Origin of the sequence: Indolivaga macrotermitis (genome assembly GCF_900128985.1) — a bacterium.
Lineage (GTDB): Bacteria > Bacteroidota > Bacteroidia > Bacteroidales > Dysgonomonadaceae > Dysgonomonas_A > Dysgonomonas_A macrotermitis.
This window is the reverse complement of sequence record NZ_FQUC01000008.1, coordinates 78,136-94,174: the sequence shown is the minus strand read 5'-3', so window position 1 is coordinate 94,174 and position 16,039 is coordinate 78,136. Positions and strand designations below refer to the sequence as shown.

15 protein-coding genes are annotated in these 16,039 nt (G+C 39.5%); 7 read left to right on the top strand and 8 right to left on the bottom strand.

The genetic code is table 11. The features are described 5' to 3' along the window. Nucleotides 1-385 precede the first annotated feature (385 nt). Nucleotides 386-1,930 (top strand): T9SS response regulator signal transducer PorX, encoded by a 1,545-nt coding sequence (gene porX, locus BUC12_RS11760; RefSeq protein WP_062178111.1) that lies wholly within the window; start codon nucleotides 386-388, stop codon nucleotides 1,928-1,930. A 38-nt stretch (nucleotides 1,931-1,968) separates the two neighbouring features. Next, a complete protein-coding gene (gene tsaE / locus BUC12_RS11755) occupies nucleotides 1,969-2,382 on the top strand; it encodes a tRNA (adenosine(37)-N6)-threonylcarbamoyltransferase complex ATPase subunit type 1 TsaE (RefSeq protein ID WP_062178114.1) in 414 nt (137 codons plus the stop codon). An 83-nt stretch (nucleotides 2,383-2,465) separates the two neighbouring features. On the opposite strand, the gene BUC12_RS11750 is transcribed toward tsaE, so the two are convergent. From BUC12_RS11750 to BUC12_RS11725, 6 genes are all read right to left on the bottom strand, one after another. After that, a complete protein-coding gene (locus tag BUC12_RS11750) occupies nucleotides 2,466-3,548 on the bottom strand; it encodes a dipeptidase (protein ID WP_062178117.1) in 1,083 nt (360 codons plus the stop codon). A gap of 10 nt (nucleotides 3,549-3,558) precedes the next feature. Next, nucleotides 3,559-4,662 carry a D-TA family PLP-dependent enzyme gene (locus BUC12_RS11745; protein ID WP_062178120.1) on the bottom strand — a complete coding sequence of 368 codons (1,104 nt, stop codon included), beginning with the start codon at nucleotides 4,660-4,662 and terminating at the stop codon, nucleotides 3,559-3,561. Nucleotides 4,663-4,721: 59 nt separating this feature from the next. Continuing rightward, nucleotides 4,722-5,186 (bottom strand): RidA family protein, encoded by a 465-nt coding sequence (locus BUC12_RS11740; protein ID WP_062178122.1) that lies wholly within the window; start codon nucleotides 5,184-5,186, stop codon nucleotides 4,722-4,724. A gap of 36 nt (nucleotides 5,187-5,222) precedes the next feature. Continuing rightward, complete coding sequence (locus BUC12_RS11735) at nucleotides 5,223-6,542, bottom strand: gluconate:H+ symporter (protein WP_062178127.1); 1,320 nt, start codon at nucleotides 6,540-6,542, stop codon at nucleotides 5,223-5,225. A gap of 170 nt (nucleotides 6,543-6,712) precedes the next feature. Then, the gene (locus tag BUC12_RS11730) at nucleotides 6,713-7,183 is read right to left on the bottom strand and encodes a GyrI-like domain-containing protein (RefSeq protein WP_070808568.1); all 471 of its coding nucleotides are present in this window, start codon (nucleotides 7,181-7,183) and stop codon (nucleotides 6,713-6,715) included. A 74-nt stretch (nucleotides 7,184-7,257) separates the two neighbouring features. After that, nucleotides 7,258-7,986: a helix-turn-helix transcriptional regulator gene (locus BUC12_RS11725; RefSeq protein WP_062178128.1), complete on the bottom strand. Its 729-nt coding sequence runs from the start codon at nucleotides 7,984-7,986 to the stop codon at nucleotides 7,258-7,260. A 474-nt stretch (nucleotides 7,987-8,460) separates the two neighbouring features. On the opposite strand from BUC12_RS11725, the gene BUC12_RS11720 reads away from it, so the two are divergent. Further along, nucleotides 8,461-10,341, top strand: a complete 1,881-nt coding sequence (locus tag BUC12_RS11720; RefSeq protein WP_082141889.1) for a YgiQ family radical SAM protein — start codon at nucleotides 8,461-8,463, stop codon at nucleotides 10,339-10,341. Nucleotides 10,342-10,498: 157 nt separating this feature from the next. Here the strand turns inward: BUC12_RS11720 and BUC12_RS11715 are convergent, their stop codons facing one another. Further along, complete coding sequence (locus BUC12_RS11715; protein ID WP_062178400.1) at nucleotides 10,499-10,942, bottom strand: VOC family protein; 444 nt, start codon at nucleotides 10,940-10,942, stop codon at nucleotides 10,499-10,501. Between the two features lie 309 nt (nucleotides 10,943-11,251). Here BUC12_RS11715 and BUC12_RS20275 point away from each other — a divergent pair, with 309 nt between their 5' ends. The 4 genes from BUC12_RS20275 (at nucleotide 11,252) to rplS (ending at nucleotide 15,225) form a co-directional block, all read left to right on the top strand. Further along, nucleotides 11,252-12,067, top strand: coding sequence for a GNAT family N-acetyltransferase (locus BUC12_RS20275; protein ID WP_062178131.1), 816 nt, complete (start codon nucleotides 11,252-11,254; stop codon nucleotides 12,065-12,067). Between the two features lie 75 nt (nucleotides 12,068-12,142). Beyond that, nucleotides 12,143-12,823: a porin family protein gene (locus BUC12_RS11705; protein ID WP_062178134.1), complete on the top strand. Its 681-nt coding sequence runs from the start codon at nucleotides 12,143-12,145 to the stop codon at nucleotides 12,821-12,823. A 244-nt stretch (nucleotides 12,824-13,067) separates the two neighbouring features. Next, complete coding sequence (locus BUC12_RS11700; RefSeq protein WP_062178137.1) at nucleotides 13,068-14,735, top strand: nucleoside kinase; 1,668 nt, start codon at nucleotides 13,068-13,070, stop codon at nucleotides 14,733-14,735. A 124-nt stretch (nucleotides 14,736-14,859) separates the two neighbouring features. After that, nucleotides 14,860-15,225, top strand: a complete 366-nt coding sequence (gene rplS / locus BUC12_RS11695) for a 50S ribosomal protein L19 (RefSeq protein ID WP_062178141.1) — start codon at nucleotides 14,860-14,862, stop codon at nucleotides 15,223-15,225. A gap of 28 nt (nucleotides 15,226-15,253) precedes the next feature. Here rplS and BUC12_RS11690 read toward each other — a convergent pair whose 3' ends face one another. Beyond that, nucleotides 15,254-15,946, bottom strand: coding sequence for an XAC2610-related protein (locus BUC12_RS11690; RefSeq protein ID WP_062178145.1), 693 nt, complete (start codon nucleotides 15,944-15,946; stop codon nucleotides 15,254-15,256). Between the last annotated feature and the right edge of the window lie 93 nt (nucleotides 15,947-16,039).

Here is a 16,039-nt window from a genome sequence, read left to right as displayed (position 1 = left end):
ATACGACAAAATGAACGAATGCATAAAAAAATGCTCCGTTATTTTGACACAATAAAACTTTTTGTTTAGTTAACGCTCTGGATGCGTCTCTCTCTCTCTCTCTCTCTCTCTCTCTCTCTCTAATATTTCAGCACATAAAAACAAGCCTGAATTGTTAAAATTTAGGTTTTTGTAAGATGTTTTATATGTGAAAATATTTGCCATGAATTTCTTCTGTAAAAGGCTATTTTTAATAATGAATAAAAGCTTTTACTCTTTCATTCGTTGCACAAATATAAATAAATGTTCTGAAAATGAAAATTAAAAAACGAAAGGGGCTTCGTTTTATGTGTGTTCTGAACTTTAAAATCATTAACTTTGATAATGATTTGCAACATTGAATGATATGAAAAGATACCGCATACTTTGGGCTGATGACGAGATAGAACTACTTAGACCCCATGTCTTTTTTTTAGAAGATAAGGGGTATGAAGTAGTCACTGTAAATAGTGGTCAGGATGCTTTGGATTGTTGTTCGTCCGAAAGTTTTGATCTGGTTTTTCTTGATGAAAATATGCCGGGGTTGACTGGTCTGCAAACTTTAAGTAAGATCAAAGAAATTGATCCTAATCTTCCGGTAATTATGATTACAAAAAGCGAAGACGAGGGGATCATGACAGATGCAATCGGGAAAAAGATAGCCGACTATCTGATTAAGCCTGTCAATCCGAATCAGATATTATCTTCGATAAAAAAGAACCTTCATAAAAATGACATAGTTACCGAGGCTACAGTGGAAGGTTATCGGGAGGAGTTTAATAAGATTGGTACTCAGATAGGTTTTGCCAATACATTCGAAGATTGGGCGGATGTGTACCGTAAACTCGTTTATTGGGAGCTGGAACTTACGGCGATGCAAAATCCATTGTTAGATTTGATTATCGCCCAGAAACAAGATGCCAATAACTCGTTTATGAAATTTATCAAGAAGAATTACGAGTTGTGGGTAAATAGTCCGGAAGACCGTCCTTTGATAAGCCCCGACTTAATGAAGAAGCGGGTATTCCCGATGTTGGATAATGGCGAAAAGATATTCTTTGTGCTTATAGATAATTTCCGGTTCGACCAATGGGCTGCTATAAAAGATATGCTTGCGGCTGATTTTACATTCGAGGAAGATATGTATATGTCTATTTTACCGACTGCAACTCAGTATGCGCGGAACTCTATCTTTTCGGGTCTTATGCCTGCACAGATAGCGCAGCTTTATCCCGACCTTTGGGTGGAAGATACCGAAGAAGAGGGTAAAAACCTGAATGAAGAACTGTTTATCCAAAAACAATTAGATCGGCTCAGGAAAAATTATTCATTTTCTTATAACAAAGTGCATACTTCGGCTTATGGTAATAGAATGGTGCAAAATCTTAATTCGTTGCAGAATAATCAGTTGAATGTGATAGTCGTGAATTTTGTGGATATGCTTTCACATGCGCGTACCGATTCGCAAATGATTCGTGAACTGGCATCGAATGAGGCTGCTTACCGTTCGCTTACCCGTTCGTGGTTCAGACATTCGAGTACCAGTGACCTGTTTAAGAAAATAGCCGAAATGGGATATAAGGTGATTTTGACAACTGATCACGGAACAATCAGGGTGAAAAATCCGTTAAAGGTTATCGGTGATAAGATGACTAATTCGAACCTGAGGTATAAGGTGGGGAAGAATCTCGATTATAATTATAAAAAGGTATTTGAATCCCGTAATCCGTCTCAGTTTGGTCTGCCTACACCCAACCTGAGTAGTAAATATATTTTTGCATTGAATGACGATTTCTTTGCTTATCCTAATAACTACAATTATTATGTGTCGTATTATGTCGATACATTCCAGCATGGAGGGGTTTCGTTAGAAGAAATGTTGGTTCCGTTGGTAACATTGAATCCTAAATGAGAATTGTTTTTTTTAGATAGAAATAATCAGATATACAGATGAATATAGAAATAAAGACCCTCGATTCTATCGGTGAAGCGGCAACTGAATTCGTAAAACAAATGGGTGATAATACGGTTTTTGCATTTCATGGAGAAATGGGAGCCGGAAAAACGACCTTTATTAAAGCCATTTGCGAAAAACTGGGTGTCGAAGATGTGATTAACAGCCCTACTTTCGCTATTATTAATGAGTATCGGTCTAATACGGGAGAATTGATATACCACTTTGATTTTTACCGTATTAAAGATGAGTCGGAAGCTTTTGACTTTGGATATGAAGACTATTTTTATAGTGGAAGTATTTGTTTTATTGAATGGCCTCAGTTGGTTGATTCCCTATTACCGCACGATGTTGTGAATGTTTATATCACAGAACAGCCTGATGGCTCACGTATGGTGAAGTTGGATTAAACGTTTTTGCTATAAAAGTAAAAGGCGAAGGATGTATAAAATATGTTCTCCGCCTTTTTTTTGAGTGTTGTCGGTAAGTGTGCTTAAAGTACCTTTTTCATAAACCGGATCCAGTTTCCATTCATTATTTTCTCAATATCCATATCGCTGTAACCTCTGTTATTCAGGAGTGCCGGAATTTTTTGCAGATCGGCGATTGTTGTAAGGTCGTAGGGGCATTGTTCTGTACCGAATGCTCCGTCCAGGTCACTGCCAATGGCTACATGATCGGTATTTCCGGCCAGCTGGCATACATGGTCTATGTTATTTACCATAATATCCAGACTGCAATTCATGTCTTTTGCATTGGAAACACCTCTCTGCCAGTTCGGAACCATCATCCATGCGTCGAGTGCTATTCCTATAACCGCATCACGGTCTATCAGTGTTTTTATCATATCATCACTGAACTGTCTGTTATGGTCTACGAATGTCCGGCAGTTGTTGTGGCTCGCCCATATATTTCCTCCGAAAATTTCGAGTGCATGCCAAAAGGCATCATCATTTAGATGGGTTGCATCCAGTATCATGTTCAGTCTCTCCATTTCTTTCAGCAGTTCTATTCCCATATCATTAAGCCTGCCCGAAGAGTCTGTTCCGTTGGCATATCTTCCCGGTCCGTAGTGGGCAGGTCCTATTGCACGCAATCCATAATTGTAAGCCCGTTCTACATAACTTATATCTACGAGCGAATCGGCACCTTCGAGACTCAATATATAACCAATCGGTTTACTGTTGTTGGGCTCATCGTTCATCCATAAGTTAAGATGGTTTTCGAGCTGCTCTTTATTGCAGATCATCACCATCTGTCCGTCTTCTTCCATTGCTTTGTACCAAGCAAGCTGGCCTTGTGTTTGTGCCCACGCCTGCTGTGGCGAGTGCCATCCGGCACCGGGTCTGTTGTTATTCTTTTCAGTAACCCTTCCTATCTGTGTGGCTACAACGAGTCCTATATTTCCTTTTCTTAATTCGGGGAGTGAAGTGGTCGCATTGCCCCTGTCGGGCTTATCTGTCATTCCGGTTTCACTTTTGTTTATGTCTTCGACGCTCCAGCGCAGGTCTCTGTTCCACTCCAGGGCATTCATGCTGAGGTCGAGATGTGCATCTATGATAAATGGTTTTGGCATATTTAAGGTTTTAGTAATTTATAAATCTGTTTCTGGCTATTACTTTCCACTGTCCTGTAGCTTCGTTGTTGTCGATTGTGTTTGCAATATCGTATAAAGCAACAGTGGGGCAGATATGTTTGGGTACACCATAGAGTACATTCCCGAGTGTATATGACTTACTGTCGGGAACTTCGAGTACCAGATGTTCTTCACTGTGTGCTACAGGAATTGCTTCGGGAGCGTTCAGAAAATGCACCCGGGGTAAAGGATTTTCGGCGGCGATGGATTTGTATCCAAGATCAACACATATATGATGTTCATCCACTATAGATATAATGCGGGTTGCGACTAATGCTGCATATTCGAATGGTAAATCTTTCAGCATGTGCTTGTATCCGTAATCCCAGAAAACAAATGTTCCGGGGCTCAATTCGCAATTGGCATGGCTGATATGTGCCGGAAAAGTGGGAGTGCCCCCCATGATTATTGTCAAAGGATAATCGAAATATGGTTTTATTTTTTCAAGCACTTTTTCAGCTAGACTGAAAGATATATCTGCCGCTTTTTGCCGTTCTTCCGGACTTTCATCGTGTATATGCCCGTCATATCCGTGAAGCCCCACAATGTGGATATTAGGCAATTTGATAATTTCTTTTATTAGATTTTCTGTGTTTTCGGGTTTTATACCCGTTCTGTTCATGCCGACATTGAGGTCGACGTAAATGTCGATGCTAACTCCATTATTTTTACAGAGATCAGATATAACTTGTGTATTGTTGATATTGTCGATCAGGCACGAAAACTTTGTTCCGGGATAAGCTTTTATTAATTCTATAAGCCGTAGTGCTTTAGGGCCCACAGGCTGATACGCGAGAAGAACATCCGGAGCCAAGATCATAGCTAACATCTCGGCCTCTGCGATTGTTGCACACTTGAATTTGTTTATGCCTGCTTCGAGCATCAGTGAACAGACTTCTCTCATCTTATTGGTTTTGACATGAGGGCGAAGTCTGGTAATGTCTTTCGTTATTCGTACGGCAAGATCAATATTTTGTTTCACCTTATCAGGATAGACCAACAATGCAGGTGTGTCTATCTGATCGATGTCTTTTACAGTGTACCAGTCGATCATAATGTATGATTTCTATATTCGGGACTTTCGTGGAATATTAGGAAAGCCCCGAGTGGATGTTAATATAGTTCGAACAAAGCTTCTATTTCGACAGGGATATTATCAGGTAATGAGCCAAAGCCAACAGCGCTTCTTGTGCCTATTCCGTTTTCTTCGCCCCATACGGCGGCAAATAATTCGCTACATCCGTTGATGATATATGGATGTTTTTCGAATTCGGGAGTGCAGTTTACCATTCCGAGTACTTTTATTACACGTTTTACCTTATTGAGGCTGCCCAGATTGGTTTTGATAGTCGATAACATAGTTAATCCGACCTGACGTGCTGCCAGTTTACCTTCTTCGGGTGTAATGTCCCTGTCTATACGTCCGATAATAAGAGACTTGTCGTCCTGTACGGGTCCGTGCCCCGACAAATATAAATATTTACCGTCGATAACATAGGGTTTGTAAACTCCAAGCGGTGTGGGTGCAGGAGGCAGGGTTAATCCCAGTTTTTCGAATTGTTCATCAGCGTTATACATACTCTTTATTATTTATGTTTTAGTTATTAATAGTAGTTATACGATAAGACTTAGCAATAATACTCCTATCAGTCCGGCAATAGATACAATGGCTTCCATTACAGACCATGACCTGAGAGTGTCTTTCATAGTCAGGTTGAAGTATTCTTTAAACATCCAGAATCCGGCATCGTTTACGTGCGAGAACATTAAGCTGCCTGCACCTAATGATAGTACCATCAGATTGGGGTTTACTCCAGTCGCTACAACCAATGGCAATATTACTCCGGCGGCAGTTAGGGCGGCTACTGTAGCCGAACCTACACATCCTCTGATGATTGCGGCTATCAGCCATCCCAAAATTAAAGGGTGCACCGGTAGTCGTTTTAAAAGGTCTGCTAATTGTTGGCTTACTCCGCTGTCTTCCATTATCTGTTTGAAAATACCCGCCCCGGCAATGATAAGGAGTATCATCGCTATGTCTTTAACGGCATCACCATATATATCCATGATGCTTTGTATTTTCCGTTCTTGCATAATGCCTAAGGAATAAGTTGCGATAATAACGGCCAGCAGCATGACTATTGCCGGCGCGCCGATAAATGAAACTAACGAAGATGCTTTATCTCCTAAATCGGGGGCGCAATAAGGTATTACCGTTACTATTATCAATAGAAAAACAGGTAATGTGGCGGTAGCAAAGCTGTTGAATTTGCCCGGAGTTTTATAATCGGAAGAGGTTTCCTTTTGTTCGAAGAGTGTTACCGGTCCCGATTTTATATTCTTCAACGTTTTGGAGAATAGAGGACCTGCCAGAATGATCGCAGGAACAGCAACAGCTAAACCGTAAATCAGTGTCATTCCCATATTGGCATCGAACATCGAAACCAAAGCGACCGGTGAAGGGTGGGGCGGCAGAAAGCCATGCGTTACCGACAATGCGGCAAGCATGGGCAGGCCTATGTATACAGCAGGTAATTTATATTGGTACACAATAGAGAAAATAAGCGGAACAAGCAGCACAAAGCCGATACCGTAAAATAGGGGGATGCCGACTATGAATCCTGTAATCATCAATCCCCATTGTATATGTTTGGTCCCAAAAGCATTCACCATTACATCGGCGATTTTTTTTGCTGCACCGCTTTCTGCAACGAGTTTTCCGAGCATTGCTCCTAATACTATAATGAGGGTAAGGTCTCCCATAATGCTTCCGATGCCTTTATTCACGGAAGTGGGGAGTTTGTCTAAAGGGATTCCTAAGGCGATTCCTGCGAGTATGGATACTATCAGAAAAGATAAGAACGCATTCACTTTGAAACGCGATATAAGCAGGATAAGTAGTGCTAAACTCAATATTATAATAACAAATGGCATAGAATAAGGTGTTTGAGATTCAGGTATAAGGCATATAAATGATACCTTGTGTGTTTAAAATATTCTGATATTTCAAATGTAAGAATATCTTTTAAAACGCGAACAATTCAAATGTTAATTAACATTTGAATTGTCCTCTGTGTTTTATCTTCTTCTATGTTTTATGCTGCTTATCTGTTTATCCCGATAAAGATATCTACTGAAATGTTGTCGGATGCTTCGGCTTGTTGGAAACAGCCTTCTTTGTAAACTTCGAAATCGGTAATGTATTTTCTGTTGAGGTTTTGTTTCCAAATTTCCAGCCATTTAAGAAATACTACATTATCTTCCATCTTTCCGGTTGCTGTAAATTTTTCATAGTTTCCAGTTTCGATTGTAACTCTGTTTATTCCTGCCGGAATGTTGTTGAGATCGGATACTCTATGCCCGATAATGATTGTGTATGGCTGTGTATGATCCCCAACGTAGTCGGTATATACGGCATAGATATCGTTGTTTATTTTATTTGTAATTAAAGATGAGATATTATCTTTTACAAAACGTACCCATAATTGTGGAATATCTTTTTCTCCTTTGCCCGGTTCGTTCGATGTTTTGATTGAAATACCTGCGATGTGAAATTTCTCGATACTTGTGTTCATATTGTTTGATTTTTTATTTAATTATCCGGCAGGATCGTTTCCTGCCTGTTACATGGAACAAAAGTATCTAGGCTTTATGACAGCGGTGTGTCAGGGGTGGAAAAATATTTTTGTTTACATTCTTCAAAAAAATCCTGAAGGCTAAAATTGTGAGGTGCGAAATACTCGTTGAGCTCAATATGCGACTTGATTCTGTCTAAACGGAATGCCCTGTGTTCTTTTCTCAGCCGGCAAAAAGCAATTAAGACCCAATTTCCCTGAGTACTGTATAGTGCCAGAGGTTCGATAATGCGCTTGCTACTGTCTCCTGTTTCTGAAGTATAATCGATTTGTATTGCCCTGAAGTGTATAATAGCCGTTTGAAACAGCGAGAGATAATTACTGGCTTGGTTATCTGCGAAGTTGTTTCGTATCTGAATGCGGTCAGCTAGAAGATCGGCTTTATCTTTCATACTGTGGCGCATAATCGACCTTATCTTTGAGATAGCATCTCCATAATTCTTCTTGAGTGAGGTGTCGGTATTTGTTTCGATGATTTTTTCGGCGGTGACCAGAGCATTGGCTTCGGCTTCGGTAAACATGACAGGGGGGAGGAGGTATCCCTGCATCAGTGAATATCCTTTTCCTTCTTCTGTTACAATAGGAATTCCGGCTTCTTCCAGTACCCTGATGTCACGGTAAGCAGTGCGTATACTTATACCGAATTTATCGGCAATGTTCTGTGCAGTGATTATCCGTCTCGATTGTAATAGAGTCATTATAGTTGTGAGACGAGTGAGCCTCGCTATTCCGTTTGAAGCCATAGATAAAATGAATAATATTAATCTGTAGTTGAGTTATGTCCTTTAATTTTCTACTAACGCGCCTTCCGGCTTGTTCTTCATTTTGCCTTGATGCAAAACGAAGCAAAAAATCAACTCTGCGCCTTCAAGCCCGACCCGTTACGTGTTCGAAAGCGAAGACAAATAAAAAACGTTCAATACAACATCTATTTGTCTTTTAACGCTTTTTTCTCACAACGGGTACCCCGTGCTTTACGACGATGTCGGAACCTAACGGACGTAAGTGATATCGTGCGTAAGTAATCTTTGACTGCATGCAGTAAATATATATTAGTAAAAAGAACGTCTAAGCCAACTGCTGAATTAGATGAATAATTGATTCTGCAAGTATACGAAAACTATCTTTACAATAATACTGTTGTATGTTATGATAGAATATGTGCTTATAAATATTATAACTGCTACCTGTCAAATAATGTTTACCTTTGTAACGTAATGAAAGAATATAGATTAACAGATTGGTTGCCAACAACCAAAAAGGAAATGGAACTTAGAGGCTGGGACGAGTTGGATGTAATACTTTTCTCGGGCGATGCATATATAGATCATCCTGCATTTGGTGCAGCCGTTATCGGTCGAATACTTGAAAGTGAGGGGTTGAGAGTGGCGATAGTTCCTCAACCAAACTGGCGTGACGATTTGCGCGATTTTCGTAAATTGGGAAAGCCCCGCTTGTTTTTCGGTGTTTCCGCCGGAGCAATGGATTCGATGATCAATCATTATACTGCTAATAAGCGGCTTCGTTCGGATGATGCTTACACACCCGATAGCCGCCCCGGTATGCGTCCAGACCGTCCTTCTGTTGTGTATTCGAATATATTGAAAGAGATTTATCCCGATACACCGATTGTTTTGGGAGGTATCGAAGCTTCTCTCCGTAGGGTCACTCATTACGATTATTGGGATGATGAGTTGAAAAGGTCTATCCTTTTTGATTCGAAGGCAGATATGTTGGTATATGGTATGGGTGAACAGCCTCTCAGGGAAATTGTACGCCGGCTGAGGGATGGTCAGACTATTTCCGAAATGAAAGATGTAAAACAGATTTCATATATCGAGCCGTCTTTCTTAAAGGAAGAAAAAGATATAGAGTTGTTTTCTCACGAAGAGTGCCTGTCAGATAAATTGAAGCAAGCCAAGAATTTCAAGATTGTAGAAGAACAGTCTAATATGGCGAAAGCATCGCGTATTGTACAAAAGGCGGGAGATAAATATGCCGTGATAAATCCCCCGTATCCACCCATGACCGAAAAAGAGATTGATACATCTTTCGACCTGCCCTATACGAGATTGCCTCATCCTAAATATAAAGGGAAGACAATCCCTGCATTCGAGATGATCAAATTTTCGGTGAATATGCATCGTGGATGTTTTGGTGGATGTGCATTTTGTACAATTTCGGCCCATCAGGGTAAGTTTGTCGCATCCCGTTCGAAAGAGTCTATACTGAACGAGGTGAAGCAAATAACCGAGATGCCCGATTTTAAAGGATATCTGAGTGATCTTGGAGGGCCATCGGCAAATATGTATAGGATGAAAGGCAAAGACTTGTCGATATGCGAAAAGTGCAGACGTCCATCGTGTATTCATCCGAGGATATGTAAAAACCTGAATACGGATCATTCGGCTTTGATCGATATTTACCGCTCGGTAGATGCTTTGCCGGGTATCAAAAAATCGTTTGTCGGTAGCGGTATCCGTTATGATGTATTATTGCATCGTTCGAATGATGAGGAAATAAATAAAGTAACCGACGAATACACACATGAACTGATAAAAAATCACGTGTCAGGACGACTGAAAGTTGCACCGGAACATACATCCGACACGGTTCTTAATTATATGCGTAAGCCCAGCTTCGAGCAGTTTTATGATTTTAAGCGGGTTTTTGATAAGGTAAATGCCGATTATGGGATGAAACAGCAGATAATACCATATTTTATTTCGTCCCACCCCGGATGTGATGAGGTAGATATGGCAGAGCTGGCTGTCAAAACCAAGCCTCTGGGTTTTAATCTGGAACAAGTGCAGGATTTTACCCCTTCGCCCATGACATTGGCTACCGAGATATATTATACAGGTTACCATCCTTATACATTGGAGAAGGTGTATACTCCGAAGACGAAAGACCAGAAGCTGGCTCAACGGAAGTATTTCTTCTGGTACAATAACGACTATAAGCCCGATATTGTAAAATCACTTCGCCGGTTGAACAGGGAAGATTTACTGACTAAACTGTATCCTGCCGGAACAGGAAGTAACGGAGGGAATAAACAGAAAAGCTATAATCCGAATTTCGGTAAACGAAAAAAGTAAACATGAGTGGGTAGGAGCTAGCGAAACAATTGTATTCCTAGCTAATTCCTGTCAAGGAAATATGGTATCAGGTAGTCTGCAGGTACAACATTAGCTATGCTGTACCTGCAGATCCGAACCCAACTTATTGGTGAAATGCTACCGGAGTAAACCTTATTTACTGGTATTTTTTATTCTCTTCTATTAGCTCTTCACTATATTGTTCCGGAGCCAATGGTGAAAAAAGTTCTATTAAATTATCTTCAGGATCGCGCAAATGTACTGTGCGCATCCCCCAATCAGTCATGCTGGTAGGTTCATTAACAAATATCACACCCTTTTCTTTCAAAGCTGTATAGGTGTCATCAACATTATCCACACTGAATGATACAAGTGATTTCTCCCGAAATCCTACAGGCAATTCTTTGTTCGCATTACCTACAGATGGTGCCATCCAATCGGATACAAAAATAGCTAAACCTTCTATTCCGTCTGCTACCTTAAAACTGGCATATCCGCTGTTTTCATCACCCCAAGCCGGTTCCAATCCAAGTTGTTCAGAGTAGAACTTAAAACATTTAGCAAAATCCTTAACTAATAATCTTACATTACTAAATTTCATTGTAGTCGAATTTTTATGGTTGTTCTTATACATATGTTTCCTGAATTACTAGTGTTGCTTATATGATTGGGTTACTAATTCTTTCAAGTAAAAAGAAAGGTAGGCAAATATAAAAGATATTTGTTCAATATATTATATTGGAGGGTGGAAAGTCTGGCTAAAAACATCCGAAGATAACTGGTAATACGAAGAGTCGTTAGAAGGATGAAAATACAATATTACTATATTGGGACTTTAATGAAAGAAAAAAGTAAGGTTTAATTTTCTCGCTGTGCCAGTTTGTTTACTATATTGCAGAAAAATTAACCCATGATAAGGCTGGCATCTTTAGAAGATTTGGAAATTACTCAGAGTATTGTACATGAAACAATTTCATCCGTTTATCCGAATTATTATCCACAGGAAGTTGTAGAATTTTTCTTAGAACATCATAAAAAAGAAAGTATAAAAGAAGATATACAGTCAGGAAAAGTATATCTTCTTTTTGATGGTGATGGTTTCGTAGCAACCGGAACCATTGACGGGGAATATATGAACCGTGTTTTTGTATTGCCAGTTTATCACGGAAAAGGGTATGGCTCTGCAATCATGGACTTTTTAGAAGAGAAAATACGGAGGGAACATACCCGAGTGTGTGTTGACTCTTCACTTCCTGCTTTTGGTATATATTTGAAGAGAGGATATGTGCCTGTAGAATATCAGGAAAAGGTTGTGGAAAATGGACGGGTACTTTGTTATCAGATTATGACAAAGGAGTCTGTAACACAAGGTCTGGCAGATTTTAATCTGAATAACCGCTTGTTTACTTCCGTTTCTAATTCTGATAATGGCGAAGTTTCCGGCGAAACCTTATTTAATTACTATCAGGAAAATAAAATCTTATGGGCGCATTATTCGGGCGGAGATATTGAAAAAGGGTATCTGGTGGGCAAGTTTACCGATGCCGATCGCATTTATTTTACATATCAGCATATAAATACTGAAGGAGATATACGTATTGGTGAATGCCGTAGTAAGTTAGTGCGGCTTGGCGACGATAGGATACGTATGTATGAGTCGTGGAAATGGCTGAATGGGGATATGGCTGCCGGAGAATCTGTTGTTGAAGAAAAAAATATCAGATAATTATATAGGCTGTTGGAGATGTGGGAATAATATATATCTTTAGGGCATATTAACTAACCTAATTTTATTGATATTATGAAGAAGAAAATTTTACTTATTGCCTTTTCTGTTTTTATTGCTGTAAGTTCTTATTCACAGGATAAATTATTTTCATTGGGAGTGCGCGCCGGAATGAATCTTTCGGATATGAGTGTCGAACATTCGGATACCAAAGCACGTGTAGGGTATCAGTTCGGAATAGTAGGAGAATACAAACTTCCTAATGATTTTTTTCTGCAAAGTAGCCTGAATGTTTCATCTAAAGGAACAAAAGTAGATTTAGACATTGATTATGATTTTAATGGGGATGGAATACCCGATAAAGGTTCTGTTAAAACAACATGGAATGCTACATATCTCGAATTGCCTGTATTAGTTGGCTATAAGGTAAATGTGACAGAAGACTTTGGTGTAAAATTTATGGCGGGCCCTTATATCGCTTATGGCATTGGTGGTAAGATTACAGGTACAGCTTCGGTAAATATGGGAATACCGGACGGAGGATATGAACTTTACAGTGGAAAAGATAAAATGGATTCGTTTTCCGATGAATCTTTAAAGCGTTTTGACTTTGGTCTGTTAGGTGGTGTGGCTGCCGATTATCAAAAATTCACCATCACTTTGGGATACGAATATGGATTATCGAATGTTTCCCAAGGCAGTAATGGCATACATAACCGCAATGCTTTCCTGACAATAGGATATAATTTCTATTGAACAGCAAAATCCGGCTGTTGGAGATAAATTTTAATTCCCGCTGAGGATATAATATGTATAATATGCCTTCCGTTAATCTTTATTAATGGGAGGCGTAATCTTTTTATCGGGTTGTATTGAATGATAAAGAATAAAGTCCTTAAAAAGTTAAAAACTAACTGAAAGTTGTTTAACTAACTTTGGACGTTACTTTTCAGTATAATAACTAATCAGTATATTCGCAGAATAACAACTATCTATGAGAATGGAACAAACTGTAAAAGTTTTTTGTAAGAATAACGGGCAATATTTTGATCTGCCCATGGGGACTTCGTTACTCGAAGCACAGACTATAGTAGGAATTCAGAAACCTTTTTTGATAGTAAACTGCAAGGTCAATAATAAGACAGAATCACTTAATTACAGAGTATATCAACCGAAGGATATCGAATATGTAGATATCAGTGAGTCGTCGGGTATGCGTACTTATGTGCGTTCGCTCTGCTTTATTTTGGCAAAAGCTGTATCGAATGTATTTCCCCGGGCCCAGATGAGTATAGAGCATCCTATTGCCAAAGGATATTACGGAGTCATTCAAGGAAAAGAGTCATTGACCGATGATGAGATATGGAAAATAAAAAGCGAGATGGAACGCTTGGTGAAAGAGGACCTTCCGTTCGAAGCTCTCGAAGCTGAGGCGAAGGAGGTTGTGGAATTATTCCGCCAGCATCATTTCGAAGATAAGGCTTTATTGCTCGAAACTTCTGATATGCTCTATGCCAAGTATTATCGCTTGGGGCATTATGTCGATTATTTCTATGGATGCCTTGTGCCTTCAACAAGTTATATCTCGTTGTTCGAATTAGAACCTTATATGAGCGGCTTTATGCTAAGGGTGCCAAACCGGGATAATCCGGACGAACTGGAGAGCCCCATCAGGCAACCCAAGATGCAGGAAGTATTCAATGAGCATTTGTCTTTCCTCAATATTATAGGTCTGGATAATGTGGGTGATCTCAACAAGGCGAATCGTACAGGCAATATGTCTAACGTAGTCAAGGTGTCGGAAGCATTGCAGGAAAAATCTATTGCTGATATAGCGACTCAGATAGCAAAACGCTTTGATGACGGGGTGCGTATTGTACTCATTTCGGGTCCGTCTTCATCAGGTAAAACTACCTTCCGTAAGCGTCTCGAAGTGCAATTGATGGTAAACCGTATCCGTCCGGTGGGTATTTCGCTCGATGATTATTTTGTGAACCGGGTACAAACTCCGCGTGATGAATTCGGCGAATATGATTATGAGTCGTTATATGCTCTTGACCTGAAGCAATTCAACGAAGATATGGCCCGCCTGCTGAAAGGGGATAAAGTTTCTATGCCCAGCTATAATTTTACAACCGGTCAGCGTGAATACAAAGGACACGATTTGCAGATAAACAAACACACTGTACTTGTTATAGAAGGTATTCATGGATTGAACCCTGAATTGACAAGCAGTATACCGGATAAGAGTAAGTTTTTGATTTATGTATCAGCCCTTACAGCGATTTCGCTTGATAACCATAACTGGATACCGACTACCGATAACCGTTTGATCCGCCGTTTGATCCGGGATTATAAGTACCGTAATTATTCGGCAATTGATACAATTTCGCGTTGGAACAGTGTGCGCAGGGGGGAAGATAAATGGATATTCCCGTTTCAGGAAAATGCCGATGTGATGTTCAACTCGGCTATCATATACGAGCTGGCAGCTTTGCGTAAGTATGCAGAGCCTATATTAATGCAGGTGCCTAAATCGGCTCCCGAATATGCCGAAGCTAATCGCCTGATGAAATTCCTTAGTTACTTCAATTATATCAACGATAAGGAGATGCCGCCAACGTCGTTATTAAGGGAGTTTTTAGGTGGAAGTAGTTTTAAATATTGAAAAAGCGGCTAAGTATTTGTCTTTTATAAGAATTGTTTTTATTTTTGCAACCGCTTTGCGTAATCTCTGACGGGACGAGCTCGTGAATATTACGTATCGTTTAAGATAAAAGCTGTTAATAATCATGGATTTAATTAAGATTGCAGAACAAGCATTTGCTACAGGAAAAGAAGGAGGACATCCTAAATTTAAAAGTGGAGACACTGTTACAGTAGCATATCGCATCAAAGAAGGTAACAAAGAGCGTGTACAGTCGTATCGCGGTGTTGTTATCAAAATTGCCGGACATGGCGATAAAAAACGCTTTACTGTTCGTAAAATGTCAGACAATATCGGTGTGGAAAGAATTTTCCCTCTTGAGTCTCCATTTATCGACAGCATCACTGTAAACAAAGTGGGTAAGGTTCGTAGAGCTAAATTGTACTACCTTCGTGCTCTTACAGGTAAAAAAGCTAGAATTAAAGAAAAGAGAGTGGTTACAGCCAAATAATCTTTTCTCATTTCATAAGAAAGCACTTCTACTTCGGTTGAGGTGCTTTTTTATTTTCACCTTTAATCTTTAAGATGGCTTTTATAAATAAAGAATCGTATATGCTCGTATCATCGGGTTTGTCTTCGGATCTGATATCTTCTATCGTGATATTGTAATCGAAAACAGAATCTCCTTGCAATTTGTAAAACCGGGTATAGTTAACGCCCGATAGGACGTAGTTTGTGATTATGTCATATTCTGTATTATATGTAGGATTAGGGATTTCTTTGAAATGGTGTATTTTGGTAAGCTTCGTTCTGTTCGGTGATACTAAAAAGAGGTTGTATGTCCAGTTGCTTCTGGCACTTGATGTATGTTGTACAAGAATGTCGGTGATGCCATCATTGTTGTAATCCGTAAATTCAACAGTTTTTGTCTGAGAGTATATTCCGTGTTCAAAAATGACTTTAAACTGGTTACTATCTGTTTCCTGTAAAAACTGCAAAATAGTATTATTGCCTTCCGGAGAAAGTGAGTCTGCTTCAGCAAAACTTATCAATGCTATATAGTAATTATGCCCGATAGAAGAATCGCATCCGATAATTAGGGTGTCGGTTTTGGGTCGAGAATAATTTGTTTTCGCTGATTTTTCGGGCGAATGATTGCCTCTTCCACAAAATGAATATGAGAAGAGGGTGAAAAATAAAAGAACAGTTCCTGCAATTGTATGTTTTTTCATATGGCTAATGTACAATAAAATATGATCGGAGATGTAATGTATTGGTCTCGGCAATATAAAGTTTTTGCAGATAAATACATTATATTTGTGCTT